The organism is Paraburkholderia sp. BR10882 (assembly GCF_040948855.1).
In the GTDB taxonomy this organism is placed as follows: domain Bacteria; phylum Pseudomonadota; class Gammaproteobacteria; order Burkholderiales; family Burkholderiaceae; genus Paraburkholderia; species Paraburkholderia nodosa_A.
Genome location: NZ_JBFPKP010000008.1, coordinates 165902 through 181221 on the forward strand (window position 1 = coordinate 165902; position 15320 = coordinate 181221).

General features: G+C 67.3%; 13 protein-coding genes. 4 read left to right on the forward strand and 9 right to left on the reverse strand.

The window, feature by feature from the left end; all coding sequences use genetic code 11:
• Positions 1-16: 16 nt before the first annotated feature.
• Both AB3X99_RS21490 and AB3X99_RS21495 read right to left on the reverse strand, forming a co-directional pair.
• Positions 17-940, reverse strand: coding sequence for a hydroxymethylglutaryl-CoA lyase (locus AB3X99_RS21490; RefSeq protein ID WP_069265147.1), 924 nt, complete (start codon positions 938-940; stop codon positions 17-19).
• Positions 941-994: 54 nt separating this feature from the next.
• Positions 995-1942 carry a 2-hydroxyacid dehydrogenase gene (locus AB3X99_RS21495; RefSeq protein ID WP_368618077.1) on the reverse strand — a complete coding sequence of 316 codons (948 nt, stop codon included), beginning with the start codon at positions 1940-1942 and terminating at the stop codon, positions 995-997.
• 279 nt (positions 1943-2221) lie between these two features.
• Here AB3X99_RS21495 and AB3X99_RS21500 point away from each other — a divergent pair, with 279 nt between their 5' ends.
• Positions 2222-2833, forward strand: coding sequence for an alpha/beta hydrolase (locus AB3X99_RS21500; RefSeq protein ID WP_069265145.1), 612 nt, complete (start codon positions 2222-2224; stop codon positions 2831-2833).
• Positions 2834-2867: 34 nt separating this feature from the next.
• On the opposite strand, the gene AB3X99_RS21505 is transcribed toward AB3X99_RS21500, so the two are convergent.
• Entirely contained in the window at positions 2868-4124 is a 1257-nt protein-coding gene (locus tag AB3X99_RS21505) for an acetate/propionate family kinase (RefSeq protein ID WP_368618078.1), read from the reverse strand.
• The gene (locus AB3X99_RS21510; protein WP_069265246.1) at positions 4121-5062 is read right to left on the reverse strand and encodes a bifunctional enoyl-CoA hydratase/phosphate acetyltransferase; all 942 of its coding nucleotides are present in this window, start codon (positions 5060-5062) and stop codon (positions 4121-4123) included. The genes AB3X99_RS21505 and AB3X99_RS21510 overlap by 4 nt, the downstream gene beginning before the upstream one ends.
• 495 nt (positions 5063-5557) lie before the next feature.
• On the opposite strand from AB3X99_RS21510, the gene AB3X99_RS21515 reads away from it, so the two are divergent.
• From AB3X99_RS21515 to AB3X99_RS21525, 3 genes are all read left to right on the forward strand, one after another.
• Positions 5558-8317: a DUF3141 domain-containing protein gene (locus AB3X99_RS21515; RefSeq protein WP_368618079.1), complete on the forward strand. Its 2760-nt coding sequence runs from the start codon at positions 5558-5560 to the stop codon at positions 8315-8317.
• 139 nt (positions 8318-8456) lie between these two features.
• Positions 8457-9236 carry an enoyl-ACP reductase FabI gene (gene fabI, locus AB3X99_RS21520; protein ID WP_368618080.1) on the forward strand — a complete coding sequence of 260 codons (780 nt, stop codon included), beginning with the start codon at positions 8457-8459 and terminating at the stop codon, positions 9234-9236.
• 133 nt (positions 9237-9369) lie between these two features.
• Positions 9370-10380 carry a sulfate ABC transporter substrate-binding protein gene (locus AB3X99_RS21525; protein WP_069265142.1) on the forward strand — a complete coding sequence of 337 codons (1011 nt, stop codon included), beginning with the start codon at positions 9370-9372 and terminating at the stop codon, positions 10378-10380.
• Positions 10381-10460: 80 nt separating this feature from the next.
• Here the strand turns inward: AB3X99_RS21525 and AB3X99_RS21530 are convergent, their stop codons facing one another.
• The 5 genes from AB3X99_RS21530 to AB3X99_RS21550 all read right to left on the reverse strand — a co-directional run bounded on the left by AB3X99_RS21530 (position 10461) and on the right by AB3X99_RS21550 (position 15303).
• Positions 10461-10766 carry a hypothetical protein gene (locus AB3X99_RS21530; protein WP_368618081.1) on the reverse strand — a complete coding sequence of 102 codons (306 nt, stop codon included), beginning with the start codon at positions 10764-10766 and terminating at the stop codon, positions 10461-10463.
• A gap of 242 nt (positions 10767-11008) precedes the next feature.
• Positions 11009-12631 (reverse strand): ABC transporter substrate-binding protein, encoded by a 1623-nt coding sequence (locus AB3X99_RS21535; protein ID WP_368618082.1) that lies wholly within the window; start codon positions 12629-12631, stop codon positions 11009-11011.
• 178 nt (positions 12632-12809) lie between these two features.
• Complete coding sequence (locus AB3X99_RS21540) at positions 12810-13586, reverse strand: SDR family oxidoreductase (RefSeq protein ID WP_368618083.1); 777 nt, start codon at positions 13584-13586, stop codon at positions 12810-12812.
• A 10-nt stretch (positions 13587-13596) separates the two neighbouring features.
• The gene (locus AB3X99_RS21545; protein ID WP_069265132.1) at positions 13597-14250 is read right to left on the reverse strand and encodes a thiol:disulfide interchange protein DsbA/DsbL; all 654 of its coding nucleotides are present in this window, start codon (positions 14248-14250) and stop codon (positions 13597-13599) included.
• Positions 14251-14457: 207 nt separating this feature from the next.
• The gene (locus AB3X99_RS21550; protein ID WP_368618084.1) at positions 14458-15303 is read right to left on the reverse strand and encodes an SPOR domain-containing protein; all 846 of its coding nucleotides are present in this window, start codon (positions 15301-15303) and stop codon (positions 14458-14460) included.
• Between the last annotated feature and the right edge of the window lie 17 nt (positions 15304-15320).

Sequence of the window (15320 nt, forward strand, 5' to 3'; positions counted from 1 at the left end):
TTCGATGGGTCGCGTGTCACGAGCATGCGGCTTCGCTGCGGGCCTTCGCGAGCAGGGCCTTACCCGCGCGCGAGACGTTCGCCCGGCCGATGGCGGTCGAAATGAAGTCGCCCGCCGCGACGACCTGGTTCAGATCGATGCCGGTATGAATGCCCAGGCCGTTCATGAGGTACAGCACGTCTTCGGTCGCGACGTTGCCCGTGGCGCCCTTCGCATACGGACAGCCGCCCAGGCCCGCCACCGAGGCGTGGAAAATGGCGATGCCTTCTTCGAGCGCCGCATAGATGTTGGCGAGCGCCTGGCCGTAGGTGTCGTGGAAATGGCCCGACAGGCGCTCGCGCGGGAACACCTTCGTCACCGCCTCGAACACTTCGTGCACGCGCTTCGCCGTACCCACGCCGATGGTGTCGGCAATGTCGATCTCGTCGCAGCCGAGCGCGGCGAAGCGCTCCACGACATCGACGACCGAAGCGACCGGCACTTCGCCCTGATACGGGCAGCCGAGCGCGCACGACACGCTGCCGCGAATGCGCACGCCGCGCTCCTTCGCGGCTTGCGCCACCGGTGCGAAGCGCTCGATGCTTTCCGCGATCGAGCAGTTGATGTTCTTCTGCGAGAACGCCTCGCTCGCCGCGCCGAAGATCACGATCTCGTCCGCGCGCGCGGCGAGCGCGCCTTCGAAGCCGCGCAGATTCGGCGTGAGGACCGAGTAGATCGCGCCGCTGCGCCGCTCGATGCCGGCCATGACTTCGGCGCCGTCGGCCATCTGCGGCACCCATTTGGGCGAGACGAACGAGGCGGCCTCGATGTTCGGAAAGCCCGCGGCCGAGAGCCGGTTGATCAGTTCGATCTTGGTTGCGGTGGGAACGAATTCCTTCTCGTTCTGCAGGCCGTCGCGCGGGCCGACTTCGACGATCTTGACTGCGGTGGGTAATGCCATTGCCGTGTCTCCAACAATTTTTTGAAAAGGCTTCGCGATGTGCCGCCGCGATGTTCAGTAACCGCGCCCGACATGCACCACGCCGCTCACGGTCTCGCCGCGAGCCAGCGCGCCGATCTTGTCGGCGACCTGCGAAATCGCTTCGTCGCGCAACGTGAGCGCCGAACTGTGCGGTGTGATCGTGATGCGCGGCTCGCGCCAGAAGAGATGATCGGGCGGCAGCGGCTCTTCGCGGAACACGTCGAGTGTCGCCGCCGCGAGGGTGCCGCTCGCCAGCGCGTCGAGCAGGTCCGGTTCGTCCAGATGCGTGCCGCGCGCCACGTTCACGAGATACGCGCCGCGCGAGAGCTTGCTGAAGGTGCGCGCATTGAGCACGCTTTCAGTGTCGGGCGTGGCGGGTAGGAGGTTCACGAGCAGCTTAACGCCGTCGAGGAAGGCGTCGAACTGCTCGCCGTGCAACTCGCCCGAGTACGTTTCGATGCCCTCGATCGTCTTCATGCTGCGCGAAAAGCCGCGCACCGGCACGCCGAGCGAGGCGACCGCGTGCGCGACCTGCGCGCCCAGTACGCCGAGGCCCAGCACGCCCACCGTGAAGGTCTCATGCGGATGCGGCGCGAGCACGTGCCATTCGCGGCGCGCCTGCGCGAGCGCGTATTCGTCGAAACGGCGCAGGTAGCGCAGTACAGCGTGCTGCACGTACTCGCTCATTTGCCGGCCCATGCCCGAGTCTTCGAGCCGCACGAGCATGGCGGTGCCGGGCAGCGTGCCCGGCCGCTCGCGTTCGTGGGCGAGGATCGCGTCGACGCCCGCGCCCAGATTGAAGATGGCGCGAAGCCCCGGCACGCCGAAGAGTTCGCGCGGCGGGTGCCAGACGACAGCATAGTCGGCGGGATCGGTGTCGCCGGGCTGCCACTCTCGCAACTCGGCATCGGGCAGCGCGCGCGCGAGGCCGTGGAGCCACGTTGAGGCGTCGGTCTGCGGGAACCAGAAAATGATCTTCATGATGGGTGAACCTGTCCCTGGTAACGGCTGTGCGGCTCGAGCCTACGCGCGCTGTTGCGTTGCGTGCAGCCCGCGAGGGCCGCGAGAGCCGCGTGCACCGGCACCATTCTACTTTTTCAGGCCCGCGCCCGCCGCGCAAATCGCGGCGCGCCGGCCCGCGGCCTGTCTCGGGCAGGACCCGGCCGGGCGCGCCGAAAAGCTAAGCAAAAAAAATTGGTTCGGCGTGCGCGGCTCGCAGGCCACAATCGATTCACGCCGTGTTCCAGCGAGGAAAAAATCATGCTTTCGTGCGCGCAAATGCGTTGGCCGCCCCGCCTCGTCACCGTGCCGGGCCTGCACGGCAGCGACGGCGCTCACTGGCAGAGCTGGCTCGAACGCCAGTTCGCGCGTTCGCTGCGCGCGGAACAGGACGACTGGGACGCGCCCGATCTGGCGGTGTGGGGCGCGGGGCTCGCGCGGCGGCTGGCGGGCGAGCGCGGGCCGTTCCTGCTGGCCGCGCACAGCTTCGGCTGCCTCGTGGCGGCGCATGCGCTGCACACGGGCATGCTGGGGGAAAGCGGCGCCGACATTGCCGGTGTGTTGTTCGTCGCGCCCGCGAGTCCCGAGAAGTTCCGCTTTGCCGGCGCGTTCGAGGCGCGGCAGCTGCCCGTGCCGTCCATTCTCATCGGCAGCGAAACCGATCCGTGGATGCCGCTCGAAGGCGCCCGCGCGCTCGCGCAGCAACTGGGCAGCACGTTCGTGAATCTCGGCGATGCGGGTCACATCAACACGGCGGCAGGCTTTGGGCCGTGGCCGCGCGCGAAGTATTTCGTCGATACGCTCGTTCACGGCGCGGCGCCGGGGCGCTTGCGCGACGCGGCATTCGACCGGGGCGGTCCGGCGTACGCCTGAAGTCAGGCGTAGCGAACCGCGGCGCCGTGCCCGCTCAGTGCCTGAGCGCCGCCCGCAACAGCCGCGCCGTATGGAGCGCGATCATCCCCTCTTCGTCGGTGCGGATCGCGAAAACGGGAACGCGGCTTTCGCGCGTGCTCACGCGCTCGTTGCCGTTGCTGCTGCCCACCTCGTTGACTTGCGCGTCGAGCACGGTGCCGAACACCGGCGCGAGCCGCTCGCACACCTGCGCGCGAATGGGCGCGGCATGCTCGCCGATGCCCGCCGTGAACACGAGCGCGTCGAGCCCGCCCAGCACCACGGCGAGCTTGCCGACGTCCTGCGCGATGCGATACGTATAGAAGTCGATCGCGAGCCTCGCCCGGTCGCTGCCGCTCGCGAGCAGCTCGCGCATGTCGCTGCTCAGGCCCGACAGGCCCTTCAGGCCCGACTCCTGATACAGCACCTTCTCGATGGCGTGGTAGTCCATACCCTTCGCCATCATCCAGAGCACGGCGCCTGCGTCGAGCGCGCCGCAGCGCGTGCCCATGGGCAGGCCGTCGAGCGCGGTGAGGCCCATGGTGGTCTCGATGCTCTTGCCGTCCTTCATCGCGCACAGGCTCGCGCCGTTGCCCAGGTGCGCGACGACGACGCGCCCGCGCGCAATGTCGGGCGCGACCTGATGGAGGTGCCTGGCAATGTATTCGTACGAGAGGCCGTGAAAGCCGTAGCGCCGCACGCCCTCGCCGTAGTAGCTGTACGGCAGCGCGAAGAGCTGCGCCATGATGTCGTTGCCCGCATGGAACGCGGTGTCGAAGCACGCCACCTGCGGCAGCTCCGGCGCGGCCTGACGCACCGCACGAATCGCGGCGAGATTGTGCGGCTGATGCAGCGGCGCGAGCGGGGTGAGCGCGTCGAGCTCCTGGATCACTTCGTCGTCGATGAGCACGGCGTCGGCGTAGCGCGCGCCGCCGTGCACCACGCGGTGGCCGATCGCGGCGGGCGGCGTGTCGCGCAGGCCAACGGCGAGCACGAGGCGCAGGAGGCGAAACGCGGCGTCGTGATCGGCGACCTGGGCAACCGGAAACTTCTCGTCGACGATCAGGCGCCCGTCGGCCATATTCGCGACCACGCGCGGCGCGACGCCGATGCCCTCGATCTGCCCGCCCGCGCCATGCAGCGCGCGCGCACCGCCTTCCACGTGGTCGTCTTCGATCACGCGAAACACCGAACACTTGATGCTCGACGACCCCGCATTCACGACGAGCACGACATGGCCTTCCACGGCCGGCTGGGCTTGGACGCTGCTCACAGGATCTCCGTTGCTTTGCGCGCACGTCGCGCATGCGCGAGCAGGACGGCGATCGCGCAACTGCCGATGCGCGAGCGCACGCTGTCGGCGCGGCTCGTGAGGATGATCGGCACGCGCGCGCCGAGGACGATGCCGGCTGCTTCCGCGCCGGCGAGGAAGGTGAGCTGTTTGGCGAGCATGTTGCCCGCTTCGAGGTCGGGCACGAGCAGGATGTCGGGGTCGCCTGCAACGGGCGACGTAATGCCTTTGATGCGCGCGGCTTCGGCGCTGATCGCGTTGTCGAAGGCGAGCGGGCCGTCGAGCAGGCCACCCGTGATCTGGCCGCGGTCGGCCATCTTGCACAGGGCGGCGGCGTCGATGGTGGAGGGCATCTTTTCGGACACCGTTTCCACGGCGCCGAGGATGGCGACCTTCGGCGTGCCCACGCCCAGCGACTGCACGAGGTCGATCGCGTTGCGCACGATGTCGGCCTTGTCGGCGAGCTTGGGGAAGATGTTGACGGCCGCATCGGTGATGAAAAGCGGCTTGTGGTACGACGGCACGTCCATCGCGAACACGTGCGAGAGGCGTCGCTCGGTGCGCAGGCCATTGGCGCCGAGCGCGACTTCGTGGAGCAGCTCGTCGCTGTGCAAGCTGCCCTTCATGAGCAGTTCGGCCTGACCCTCTCGCACGGCGCGCACGGCGAATTCGGCGGCGGCGTGGCTGTGCGGCGCGTCGATGATGGTGATGCCGTCGAGGCGCAGGTCGGCTTCCTCGGCCACCGCGCGGATCTTCGCTTCGGGGCCGACCAGAATCGGCACGATCAAGCCGAGGTTCGCGGCGTCGAGCGCCCCGGTGAGCGAGGACACGTCGCACGGGTGCGCCACGGCGGTGGGCACGGGCGCAAGGCCGCCACAACGGGCGAGCAGAACCGAATACTTGTCAGGCGATGAAGTCATGACGGTCTCCTCCAGGATGTGCATCTGGACCATGCTGCGGCGCGCAAAGCCGTAACAGTGTAGACCAGCGCGAACGAGGCGGTCGGCTGGATGCACGCCGGGCCGGCGCGGCATCGTGACGCGTCGCGGCGAGGTCCGGCAGTCGCGCCTGTCATGCTTCGTTCACAAGGCGTTGCGATCATGGAAGAGGCACTAGAGCCCGCCGCGAACCTTGACTTTCACAGGGCCGCCGCCTAAGTTTTTAGATGCCGCAGTGCAACATGATCTGGCTCTTTTCACGTCGCGGTCGCGTGGCGTACGAAACGCGCACGCGGCCGCGAATACCTTTTGCCGGCCCCGTTGCCCGCAATGCCGCCGCTCCGAGGGCGGCAGAACAGGGGCAGCGGCCAGGCCTCGCGCGTCGTTCGTCGTGACGGCACGCGTCCACGGCCCGCGCCGGCCTGGCGCTTGCTTGCCGCGAGGCGAGCCGGCGCTCCCTTAAAGGAGATTCGTCTCGTGGCAGTTCCCGCCTCCTCGCCGCTCGTTTCGTCGCCGTTTTCGTTTCTGCCCACGCTCGCATCGGGCACGTCTTTCTGGCCCTTCGCGCCTTTCTGGCCCCTCGCGGGCGCATCCGACGAGGAGTCATCGCCCCAGACGCCGCTGACCGAAGCGGCTTCGGCCGTGTCCTCGGCCGTGAACCAGGCAATCGAAACGGCGCAATCCGCACCCACGGTTGCGCAGCCGCTCTATGACTACGTCTACGACGCCTGGCAGCGCAGCGTGCTGTTCCTCGACGTGCTGCGCGAGCGCGGCAACCAGACTTATGTGCACGAGCAGGCGGGCATGCCGCCGGTACTCGCGTTCGACTATGAAGTGATCGTCGATGGCCGCGAACTCGACGATCCGTGCAATTACGCGCTGCTGCGCATCAAGCCCGAAGAGGGCGTGCCGACCGATCCGCGCATGCGCCCCTTCGTCGTGATCGACCCGCGTGCGGGCCACGGCCCCGGCATTGCCGGCTTCAAGATGGACAGCGAAGTCGGCATCGCGTTGCGCAAAGGCCACCCGTGCTATTTCGTGACGTTCTTCCCGCTGCCCTGCGAAACGCAGACGATCCAGTCGGTCGCGCAGGCCGAAGCCGTTTTCATTCAACGTGTGCGCGAGCTGCATCCCGACGCGGACGGCCTGCCGTTCATCATCGGCAACTGCCAGGGCGGCTGGGCCGCAGCGCTGCTCGCGGCCTCCGCGCCCGCACTGGTCGGCCCGCTCATGCTCGCGGGCTCGCCGCTGTCCTACTGGGCCGGCGTGCGCGGCAAGAACCCCATGCGCTATTCGGGCGGCATGCTGGGCGGCTCGTGGATGTCCTCGCTCGCGGCGGACCTGGGCGACGGCCGCTTCGACGGCGCGTATCTCGTGCAGAACTTCGAGTACCTCAATCCGGCCAACACGTACTGGGGCAAGCTCTACAACCTCTATTCGAAGGTCGATTCCGAGCGCGAGCGCTTCCTCGAATTCGAGCGCTGGTGGGGCGGCCATTTCCAGCTGAACCGCGCCGAGATCGACTGGATCGTGCAGAACCTCTTCGTGGGCAACCACCTCACGCGCAATGAAGTGTTCGCGAAGAACGCTCGCTCGCCGGTGGACCTGCGCAACATCCGCACGCCGATCATCGTGCTCGCCTCCTGGGGCGACAACATCACGCCGCCGCAGCAGGCGCTCAACTGGATTCCCGATCTCTACGCGAGCGTCGACGAGATCGTCGCCAACGAGCAGGTGATCGTGTACTGCCTGCACGACAAGGTGGGGCACCTCGGCATCTTCGTTTCGGCGAGCGTGGCCAATAAGGAGCACACCGAACTATTCTCGGCGCTCGATCTGATCGACGTGCTGCCGCCGGGCCTCTACGAAGCGAAAATCACCGACTCGACGCCGGAAGCCGGGCGCCTCGAAGCGCTCGAAGGGCGCTACGAGATCCGCTTCGAGCTGCGCACGATCGAAGATATTCTCGCGCTCGACGACGGCCGCGACGACGAACAGCCCTTCGAGGTGGTGCGCCGTCTCGCGGAAAACAACCAGCGCCTGTATGACCTGTTCGTCTCGCCGTTCGTGCGTGCGTCGAGCAACGCGTTCAGCGCGCATGCGCTGCGCGAGTCGCATCCGTCGCGCGTGGAGCGCAGCGTGCTGAGCGACGCGAATCCTACGTTGGGCGTGCTGCCCGCCATGGCGGAAGCGGTGCGCGCGCATCGCAAGCCGGCCGCGCCCGACAATCCGTTCACGCTTCTCGAAAAGCAGGCGTCGGCGACCATCGAGGCAACCCTCGATGCGTATCGCGACGCGCGCGACGCGTGGGTCGAGAGCACGTTCTACAACGTGTACACCGCGCCGTGGGTGCAGGCCTGTGTGGGCGTGGCGCCCAACCAGCCGCTCGAGCCCATCGCGCCGCCGCTCATGGCGCTGCGCAAGGAGCTTGCGCAGTACCGCCTGCGTGCGGCGCGCGCGCATCTCGCGAAGGGCTCGCTCGTCGACGCCTTCATGCGCATCGCCGCGTATATCGTCGATGAAATGCATGCCGTGCAGTACCGGCCGTTCCAGCGCATGCGCGAACTCGCCCGGGAGTATCTCGGCGATCGCCAGCCGAGCATCGCCGAGCTGAAGGAATCGGCGCGCCGCCAGGGCGCGATCGTGCAGCTCGATCCGCAGGCCGCGATCGACGCGTTGCCCGAGATCGTGCCCGACATGAAGACGCGCCGCGCGCTGCTCGCAGCCGTGTACCGCATCGCGACCGTATCCGGGCCGCTCGAAGGCGAGCGGCGCGAGCGCTATCGCCACGTGCAGCGCGCGCTGGGCGTCGAGCCGGGCAGCGAGAAGACGGGACTGCCGCCGCTCGATGGCGGCGGGTCGTCGTCGGAGGGCGGCGGTGTTTCGGGCCCAGGCGGCGGTACGGCTGGCGACGGCGGCGCCGAACAGGGTATCCAGGCGTCCTCCGCCGCGCAGGCTGCGGAACCTGAGCCTGCAACTGAAGCCCCGACAGCTCCCGCAAAGTCCTCCCGCGCGAAGGCCGCTCTGGCGGGCGAACACGCCGCGCCCACGAAACCCATGCGTGCGGCGCGCGCCGGCGTGAAGGTAAAGGCCGCGGAACCGGCCGAAGCGAAGAAGGCGCCGGCTGCCGCCAAGACGGCGGCGCGCCGCTCGCGCGCGGCATCGACGCCCACCGCCACGCGGGCTGCGGGCACGACGGCCACGCGCCGCCGCGCGACGCGCAACGCAGGCGAGTAACGAAGCCCGTTCTCGTTTCACCCTGCACGCGCCGCATCCCCACCGATGCGGCGCGTCGTTTTGAGCTCGACACACCGGCAGCCAGATCGGCAACTGCATCCGCGGCCATCACCGGCCGTCTTCCACTGCGAGGTCAGCCATGCATAATCCATCCGAACGGCCGCTTGCCGGCATGCGCGCGCTCGTCACCGGCGTGGCGAACGCCGATTCGATCGCTTACGGCTGCGCCCGCGCGTTCGCCGATCTCGGTGCGCAACTCGCCGTCACCTATCTCAACGACAAGGCCAAGCCCTACGTCGAACCGCTCGCCAACGAACTGGGCGCGCAATTGCTGCTGCCATTGAACGTCGAGGAAGACGGCCAGCTCGACGCCGTGTTCGACGCCGTGCGCGAAACGTGGGGATCGCTCGACATCGTGCTGCACTCCATCGCCTATGCGCCGAAAGAGGATCTGCAAGGCGGCCTGCTCGATTCGTCGGCGCAGGGTTTCGCGTATGCGATGGACGTGTCGTGCCACTCGTTCATCCGCATGGCGAAGCGCGCCGTGCCGCTGATGCCGCACGGCGGCACGCTGTTCGCGATGAGCTACGACGGCGCGAACCGCGTCGTGCCCAGCTACAACCTGATGGGCCCGGTGAAGGCGGCGCTCGAAGCGTCGTGCCGTTATCTCGCGTACGAACTCGGGCCGATCGGCATCCGCGTGCACGCCATCTCGCCCGGGCCGCTCAAGACGCGCGCAGCCTCGGGGCTGCCCGACTTCGACCGCATGCTCGCCGAGGCCGTGGAGCGCGCGCCGCTGGGCGAACTCGTCGACATCATGGACGTGGGTTACGCCACCGCGTATCTCGCCACGCGCTACGCCCGCCGCATGAGCGGCAACACCGTGTATATCGACGGTGGCGCGCACATCATGGCTTAGCACGAAAGCCGCAAAGCAAAGCTCGCATTGGTATAAGCCGTGCGCCCCGGCTCGCTAGAATCGGGCGTTCGGCCTGCTTACGAAAATCATGCAGGCAGGCCGAAACGCCTTTCAACGACAGACAGGGATCACCATGGCAGGTTTGGGACGCACGGCGCGCTGGCTCGGCGCGGGCATCATCGCATTGAGCGCAGCGGCTGCTCATGCCGAAACGTCGCTGCTGAACGTCTCGTATGACGTGACGCGCGAGCTGTACAAGGACATCAACGCGAGCTTCATCGCCGACTATCAGAAGAAGACCGGCGAGACCCTGTCGATCAAGCAGTCGCACGGCGCGTCGAGCGCGCAGGCGCTCTCGGTGCTGCAAGGCCTGCAAGCCGACGTCGTGACGATGAACCAGCCCAACGACATCGACCTGCTCGCGCAGCAGGGGCATCTCGTGCCCGCCAACTGGCGCACGCGCTTGCCCGACGCGAGCGCGCCCTACACGACGACGATGGTGTTCCTCGTGCGCAAGGGCAACCCCAAACACATCAAGGACTGGGACGATCTCGCCAAACCCGGCGTGCAGGTCGTGATCGCCAATCCGAAGACTTCAGGCAATGGACGCTACGCGTATCTGGCCGCGTGGGGCTATCGCAAGCAGCAGGGCGCGAGCGACGCCCAGGCGCTCGACTTCGAGCGCGCACTGCTGAAGAACGTGCCGGTGCTGGACGCGGGCGGCCGGGGCGCGACGACGACCTTCACGCAGCGCGGCATCGGCGACGTGCTCGTGACCTTCGAAAACGAAGTGGCGCTCATCGATACGGGCGTCGGTGCGAAGGACTTCGAAGCCGTCTATCCCTCGGTGAGTCTGCTGGCGGAGCCGCCGGTGACGATCGTCGACAAGGTCGTGGACAAGCGCGGCACGCGCAAGAGCGCACAGGCGTATCTCGACTATCTGTATTCGCCCGCCGCGCAGGAGATCATCGCGCAGCATCATCTGCGTCCGCGCGATGCCGCGGTGCTCGCGAAGCACGCAAGCGAGTTCAAGCCGATCAAGACCTTCACGGTCGAGCAGGTGTTCGGCAGCTGGCAAAACGCGCAGGCGACGCATTTCGCCGATGGCGGCACGTTCGATCAGATCGTCGCGGACCGTAAGTGATCGGGGCGTCACGCAACGATAGTGCGTAAAACAAAAGCGCCTCGCAGTTTGCGAGGCGCTTTGCATTTCAGGCTGCGGCTTTAGTACCAGCCGCGACGGCCATGCCATTCGTTGCGGCCGTACCAGCGGCGGCCGTCCCAGTAGCGGTCGCCGTGCCAGCCGATCACGACAGCCGGCGCGTAGGCCACGCGCACGGGCGGCGCGACGTAGACCGGACGCGGCGCGACATAAACGGGCTGCGGCGCGACATACACCGGTGCGGGTGCAACATAAACCGGAGCGGGCACGCCGACGTTCAGGCCGACTACCACACCGGCCATGGCGGTTTGCGAGGCGGCCAGGACGAGCGCTCCAGCACCCAGCGCGGCAAAGAGTTTGGTTTTCATTTTGAGCCCCTTCGGTTGAAGATTCGATGGCTTCAATGTAGCCAGGCGCTCGCCGGCTTGAGTTACCAAACTGCAACAAACTGCGCGCGAATCTTACCGGCGGTAATGGGAGGAAAGGGCGCTCGCCAGCGTGTGGCGGGCTTCCCGCATGTCTGGCGCAAGCGGGCGTGTTTCAATTCGTGATCGTCAGGGCAGCTCTGTAATGGCGCGCCGGGCGCGAACGCCCGGCGCGGCGAGAGCCGTCACTGCACCGCGACGCTCGCGAAGTTCTGGCGTCCGAACGGGCTCACCTGATAGCCGCTCACGTTCGTGCGCGTGATGGCGGAGGCGGTCGGGTAGCCAAGCGGAATCCACAGCGCCTGGTCGTGGATGATCTGCTGGGCGGCTTCATACAGCTTCACGCGCTTGGCCTGGTCGGCGGTGGCCTTGCCTTCGGCGATCAGCTTGTCGAGCTGCGGATCGCAAAAGCGCGCGAAGTTGATGCCCGACTGCACCGCATTGCAGCTAAAGAGCGGCGAGAGATAGTTGTCGGGGTCGCCGTTGTCGCCGGCCCAGCCCATGAAGAGCGTGTCGTGCTGGCCTTGCTTCGCCTGCTTGATCAACTCGCCCCACTCGATCACCTTGATCTCGGCCTTCACGCCGATCTTCGCGAAGTCGGCCTGCAACAGCTCCGCGCCCGCGCGCGGGTTGGGGTTCAGCACGCTGCCGTTCGGACGCACCCAGATCGTCGTCGCGAAGCCGTTGGGGAAGCCCGCGTCGGCGAGCAGCTGCTTCGCCTTCGCGGGGTCATACGGATACGGCTGGATCGACCGGTCGTAGCCCCAGGTGATGGGCGGCCAGGGGTTGGTCGCGGGCGTGGCGGTGTTGTCGAAAATCGCCTTCAGGTACGTCGTGCGGTCGAACGCCATGTTCAGCGCCTGGCGCACCTTCTGGTTGTCGAGCGGCTTCTTCTGCGTGTTGAGCGCGACGAACGCCGTCATGAACGCTGGCGTCTCCACCACCTTGAGCGACTTGTCGTCCTTCGCCGCGGCCACGTCCTGGGGCTTGGGCGAGAGCGCGATCTGGCATTCGCCGGCCTTCACCTTCTGCGCGCGCACGGCGGCGTCGGGCGTGATCGCGTAGATCAGGCGGTCCACCTTCGGTTTCGGCCCCCAGTAGGTCGGGTTCACGTCGTAGCGGATCACCGCGTCCTTCGTGTAGCTCTTGAGCGTGAACGGGCCCGTGCCTACCGGCTTCGCGTTGAGGTCGACCTGCTTGCCGCCCTTGAGCAACTGGTCGGCGTACTCGGCGGAATAGATCGACGCGAAGCCCATCGTGAGGATCGAGAGGAACGTTGCATTCGGCTCGTTGAGCTCGAACTTGACCGTGTTCGCGTCGACCTTCGCGACCGCCTTCACGAGCTTCACGAGGCCCATCGACTGCGCGTGCGGGAAGCCGCTCGCGCCGGCCACCTTGTGCCACGGGTTGTTGGCGTCGAGCATGCGGTCGAACGTGAAGAGCACGTCGTCGGCGTCGAGCGTACGCGTGGGCTTGAACCACTCGGTCGTCTGGAACGCCACGTCGGGCCGCAGATGGAACGTGTAGGTCAGGCCGTCGGCGCTCACTTCCCACTTGTCCGCGAGTGCGGGCACGACCTTCTTCTGCGCTTCGTCATAGGCCACGAGCGAATTGAAGATGACGTCGGCGGACGCGTTGGTCGTGACGAGCGAGTTGAACTGCACGACGTCGAAGCCGTCGGGGCTCGACTCGGTGCAGACTGTCAGCGGTTTGGCGAGCGCGGGCGTGGCCGCGAACGCGGCGCCAAGCGCGGTCGCGAGCACGAGAGCAGGCGCAAGCGTGCGCGCGGAGGGCGAGGTAAAGCGCATGGGATCTCCGTGGTTCTTCGGTGGCGGGCGGCGGACCGTTTTGTTCGATTCAGGAGAGGCGAGAAGGCTCGGAAGGGCGCCCGGACGAGCCAAGCTTATCGAAGGGAAATTGCCGAGACAACAATTTAATCGACATACCCATATGGCATGGAGGCGCCGTGCGGCAAGCCGAAGCGGCTTAGTGGCTCGCCGCGCGCGGCTTGCGCGGCGCCTTTTCGAACACGCGATCGTAGACCCAGCGCGGCAGCGCGCGCAGCAGCGTGGCGGCCACGCGCATCGGCCAGGGGAACACCGCGAACGACGTGCCGCGCGCGATCGCTTGCGCGGCCTTCGCGGCGAACTGGTCCGCGTCCATCAGGAAGGGCATGCGGTAGGGGTTCTTCGCCGTCATCGGCGTGCGGATATAGCCGGGCGCGATGGTGACGACGGGCACGCCGAACGGACGCATTTCCACGCGCAGCGCTTCGAGATAGGCGAGCGCCGCGGCCTTCGATGCGCTGTAGGCACCCGAGCCCGGCAGCCCGCGCACGCCGGCCACGCTCGCGATGCCCACGAGCGTGCCGCGTCTTGCCTTCGCCATGGCCGACGCGAACGGCTCGAAGGTGGCGACCATGCCGAAGTAGTTGGTGTCCATCACGTCGCGGAACGTGGCGAGATCGCCTTCGCCCGTCAGCACGCCGCGGCTCACGCCCGCATTGGCGATCACGATGTCGGGCATGCCGTGCTGGGCGATGAAGTCGCGCGCGGCGGCAGCGAGCGCATCGGCGTCGCGCACGTCGGCGGGATAGATGGAGATGGGGTGATCGGGGTGGGACTGCCGGAAGCCGGCAAGGGCCTCGCCGCGGCGCGCGACGAGCCCGAGGACGGCGCCCTGCCGCGCGTACACGGCGGCGAGCGCGGCGCCAATGCCGCTCGACGCGCCGGTGATGAAGACCTTCAGTGGCGCGTCTCGCATGGCGCTAACCTCACATCTTCTTCGCGCGGATCTGCGAGATGATGAAGTCCATCACCTGGGCCGTGCCCGGCAGCGCCTTGTCTTCCGGACCCTGGACCATGGCCGGGCCGGTTTCGTATTTGCCCTGGATGGCGATGGTCGGCACGCCGTCGATCTTGTAGGCGTCGAGCAGGGCCTTGTCGCGCTGCAGCGCGCTCTGCGTCGAGAACGAGTTGTACGCTTCCATGTACTTCTTCGCATCCACGCCTTGCGTCGCGAGGAACTTCGCCTGCTCTTCCGGTGTGAGCAGGTAGTTCTTGTTCACGTGGATTTCGTGGAACACGACCGGTGTGAGCTTCTGGGCGAGGCCGAGCGCGTCGAGCGCGTAGTACATCTTCGAGTGCGGGATGAAGTCGTCACGGAATGCCACCGGCACGCGCTTGAACACGACGTCCGGGCCCTGCTTCTTGATCCACGCTTCGAGATACGGGTCGAACGCGTTGCAGTGCGGGCAGCCGTACCAGAAGAACTCGATCACTTCGATCTTGCCCGCGGGCACGTCGAGCGCCTGGGGCGCCTTCAGGACCGTGTAGTCCTTGCCGGCCACGGGTGCCGCGGCCGAGGCGTGGGCCACGCCGGCGATCAGCGAAAGCGAGAGAAAAAGCGTACCGAGAAGTCGTTTCATGGCGTAGGAATCCACTGTTCTTGGACCGGCGGCGGCCGGTTGTCTGCCGCAGGACGCCGTTGGCGCGAGCCAGACGCATGCGGGTGCTGCGCGGGTGTTGCTTGTTGACGGACTTCGCGCCGCGCACCGTGGCCGGGCTTCACACGAATGCCGCTGAATGGCTGCGGCTTCGGTGGGCGGGCGCGCGGTGCGCGGCGCGGACGGCGATTACTGCTTCGTGAAGCGAATGACGGCCGTATCGATACCGGCGTCGGACAGGCGCTGACGCGTCGAGTTCATGTCGTCGAACTTCGTGAACGGACCGATGCGCACGCGATAGTACGTCACACCGCCGGCGTCGCGCTGCGTGATCTTCGACTCGAACCCCTGGAACGCGAGGCGCGCACGCTGCTGCTCGGCGTCGCCCGACGTCTTGTACGCGCCCACCTGCAGGAAGTAGCCGGTGTTGGCGTCGCCCGGTGCGGGCGCGGCGCTGCCGGGCTTGGCGCCCGGGGGCGTCGGCACCGCGTTGGCGGGCTTCTGCGGCGGGTTGTTCGCGAGGATCTGGGCCGGGTTGCTCGTCGAGTTGCTGGCCGACTGCGGCTTCTTCGCGATCGCCGTGCCGCTCGTGACGTTTTCACCCGTCGACGGTTGCGGCGCGACGGCCACGCCGTTGTTATTGGCGGCGTTGCTGTTCGAACCCGAGGGCGGCACTTCCACGATCTGCGGCTCCTCGAGCATGCCCGAGGACTGCGACTGGTTCGTGGTCTGCCCCGGGGCCGTGTTGGGCGGCGTGCTTTGGGCGGCCTGCGGCACCGGCTGGCCCGGCGACTTGCCCTGCAGCGCGCGGTTCGGATCGACCTGCTCGTTGTTCTGGCCGACGTCGGAAGCGGCCGGCGGCGCGACCTTCGAGACGAACGGCGTGGGCGCGCGCGTGATGTAGAGCGCCACCACCACCGCGATCGCAAGGCCGACGATCAGGCCCAGCACGATGCCGAGAAAGGTTCCCCCGGACTGCTTCGACTGCTGTTTTGTAGTGCGGCGCGGTTTTGCCATCGTCTGAATCACCTGCAAACAAGAGAATCCTGGAA

Coding starts and splice junctions, on each gene's coding strand:
- fabI (WP_368618080.1), top strand. CDS start 8,457: ATGCATAATCCATCCGAACGGCCGCTTGCCGGCATGCGCGCGCTCGTC.
- AB3X99_RS21490 (WP_069265147.1), bottom strand. CDS start 940: ATGGCATTACCCACCGCAGTCAAGATCGTCGAAGTCGGCCCGCGCGAC.
- AB3X99_RS21510 (WP_069265246.1), bottom strand. CDS start 5,062: ATGACTTCATCGCCTGACAAGTATTCGGTTCTGCTCGCCCGTTGTGGC.
- AB3X99_RS21530 (WP_368618081.1), bottom strand. CDS start 10,766: ATGAAAACCAAACTCTTTGCCGCGCTGGGTGCTGGAGCGCTCGTCCTG.
- AB3X99_RS21535 (WP_368618082.1), bottom strand. CDS start 12,631: ATGCGCTTTACCTCGCCCTCCGCGCGCACGCTTGCGCCTGCTCTCGTG.
- AB3X99_RS21540 (WP_368618083.1), bottom strand. CDS start 13,586: ATGCGAGACGCGCCACTGAAGGTCTTCATCACCGGCGCGTCGAGCGGC.
- AB3X99_RS21525 (WP_069265142.1), top strand. CDS start 9,370: ATGGCAGGTTTGGGACGCACGGCGCGCTGGCTCGGCGCGGGCATCATC.
- AB3X99_RS21545 (WP_069265132.1), bottom strand. CDS start 14,250: ATGAAACGACTTCTCGGTACGCTTTTTCTCTCGCTTTCGCTGATCGCC.
- AB3X99_RS21495 (WP_368618077.1), bottom strand. CDS start 1,942: ATGAAGATCATTTTCTGGTTCCCGCAGACCGACGCCTCAACGTGGCTC.
- AB3X99_RS21500 (WP_069265145.1), top strand. CDS start 2,222: ATGCTTTCGTGCGCGCAAATGCGTTGGCCGCCCCGCCTCGTCACCGTG.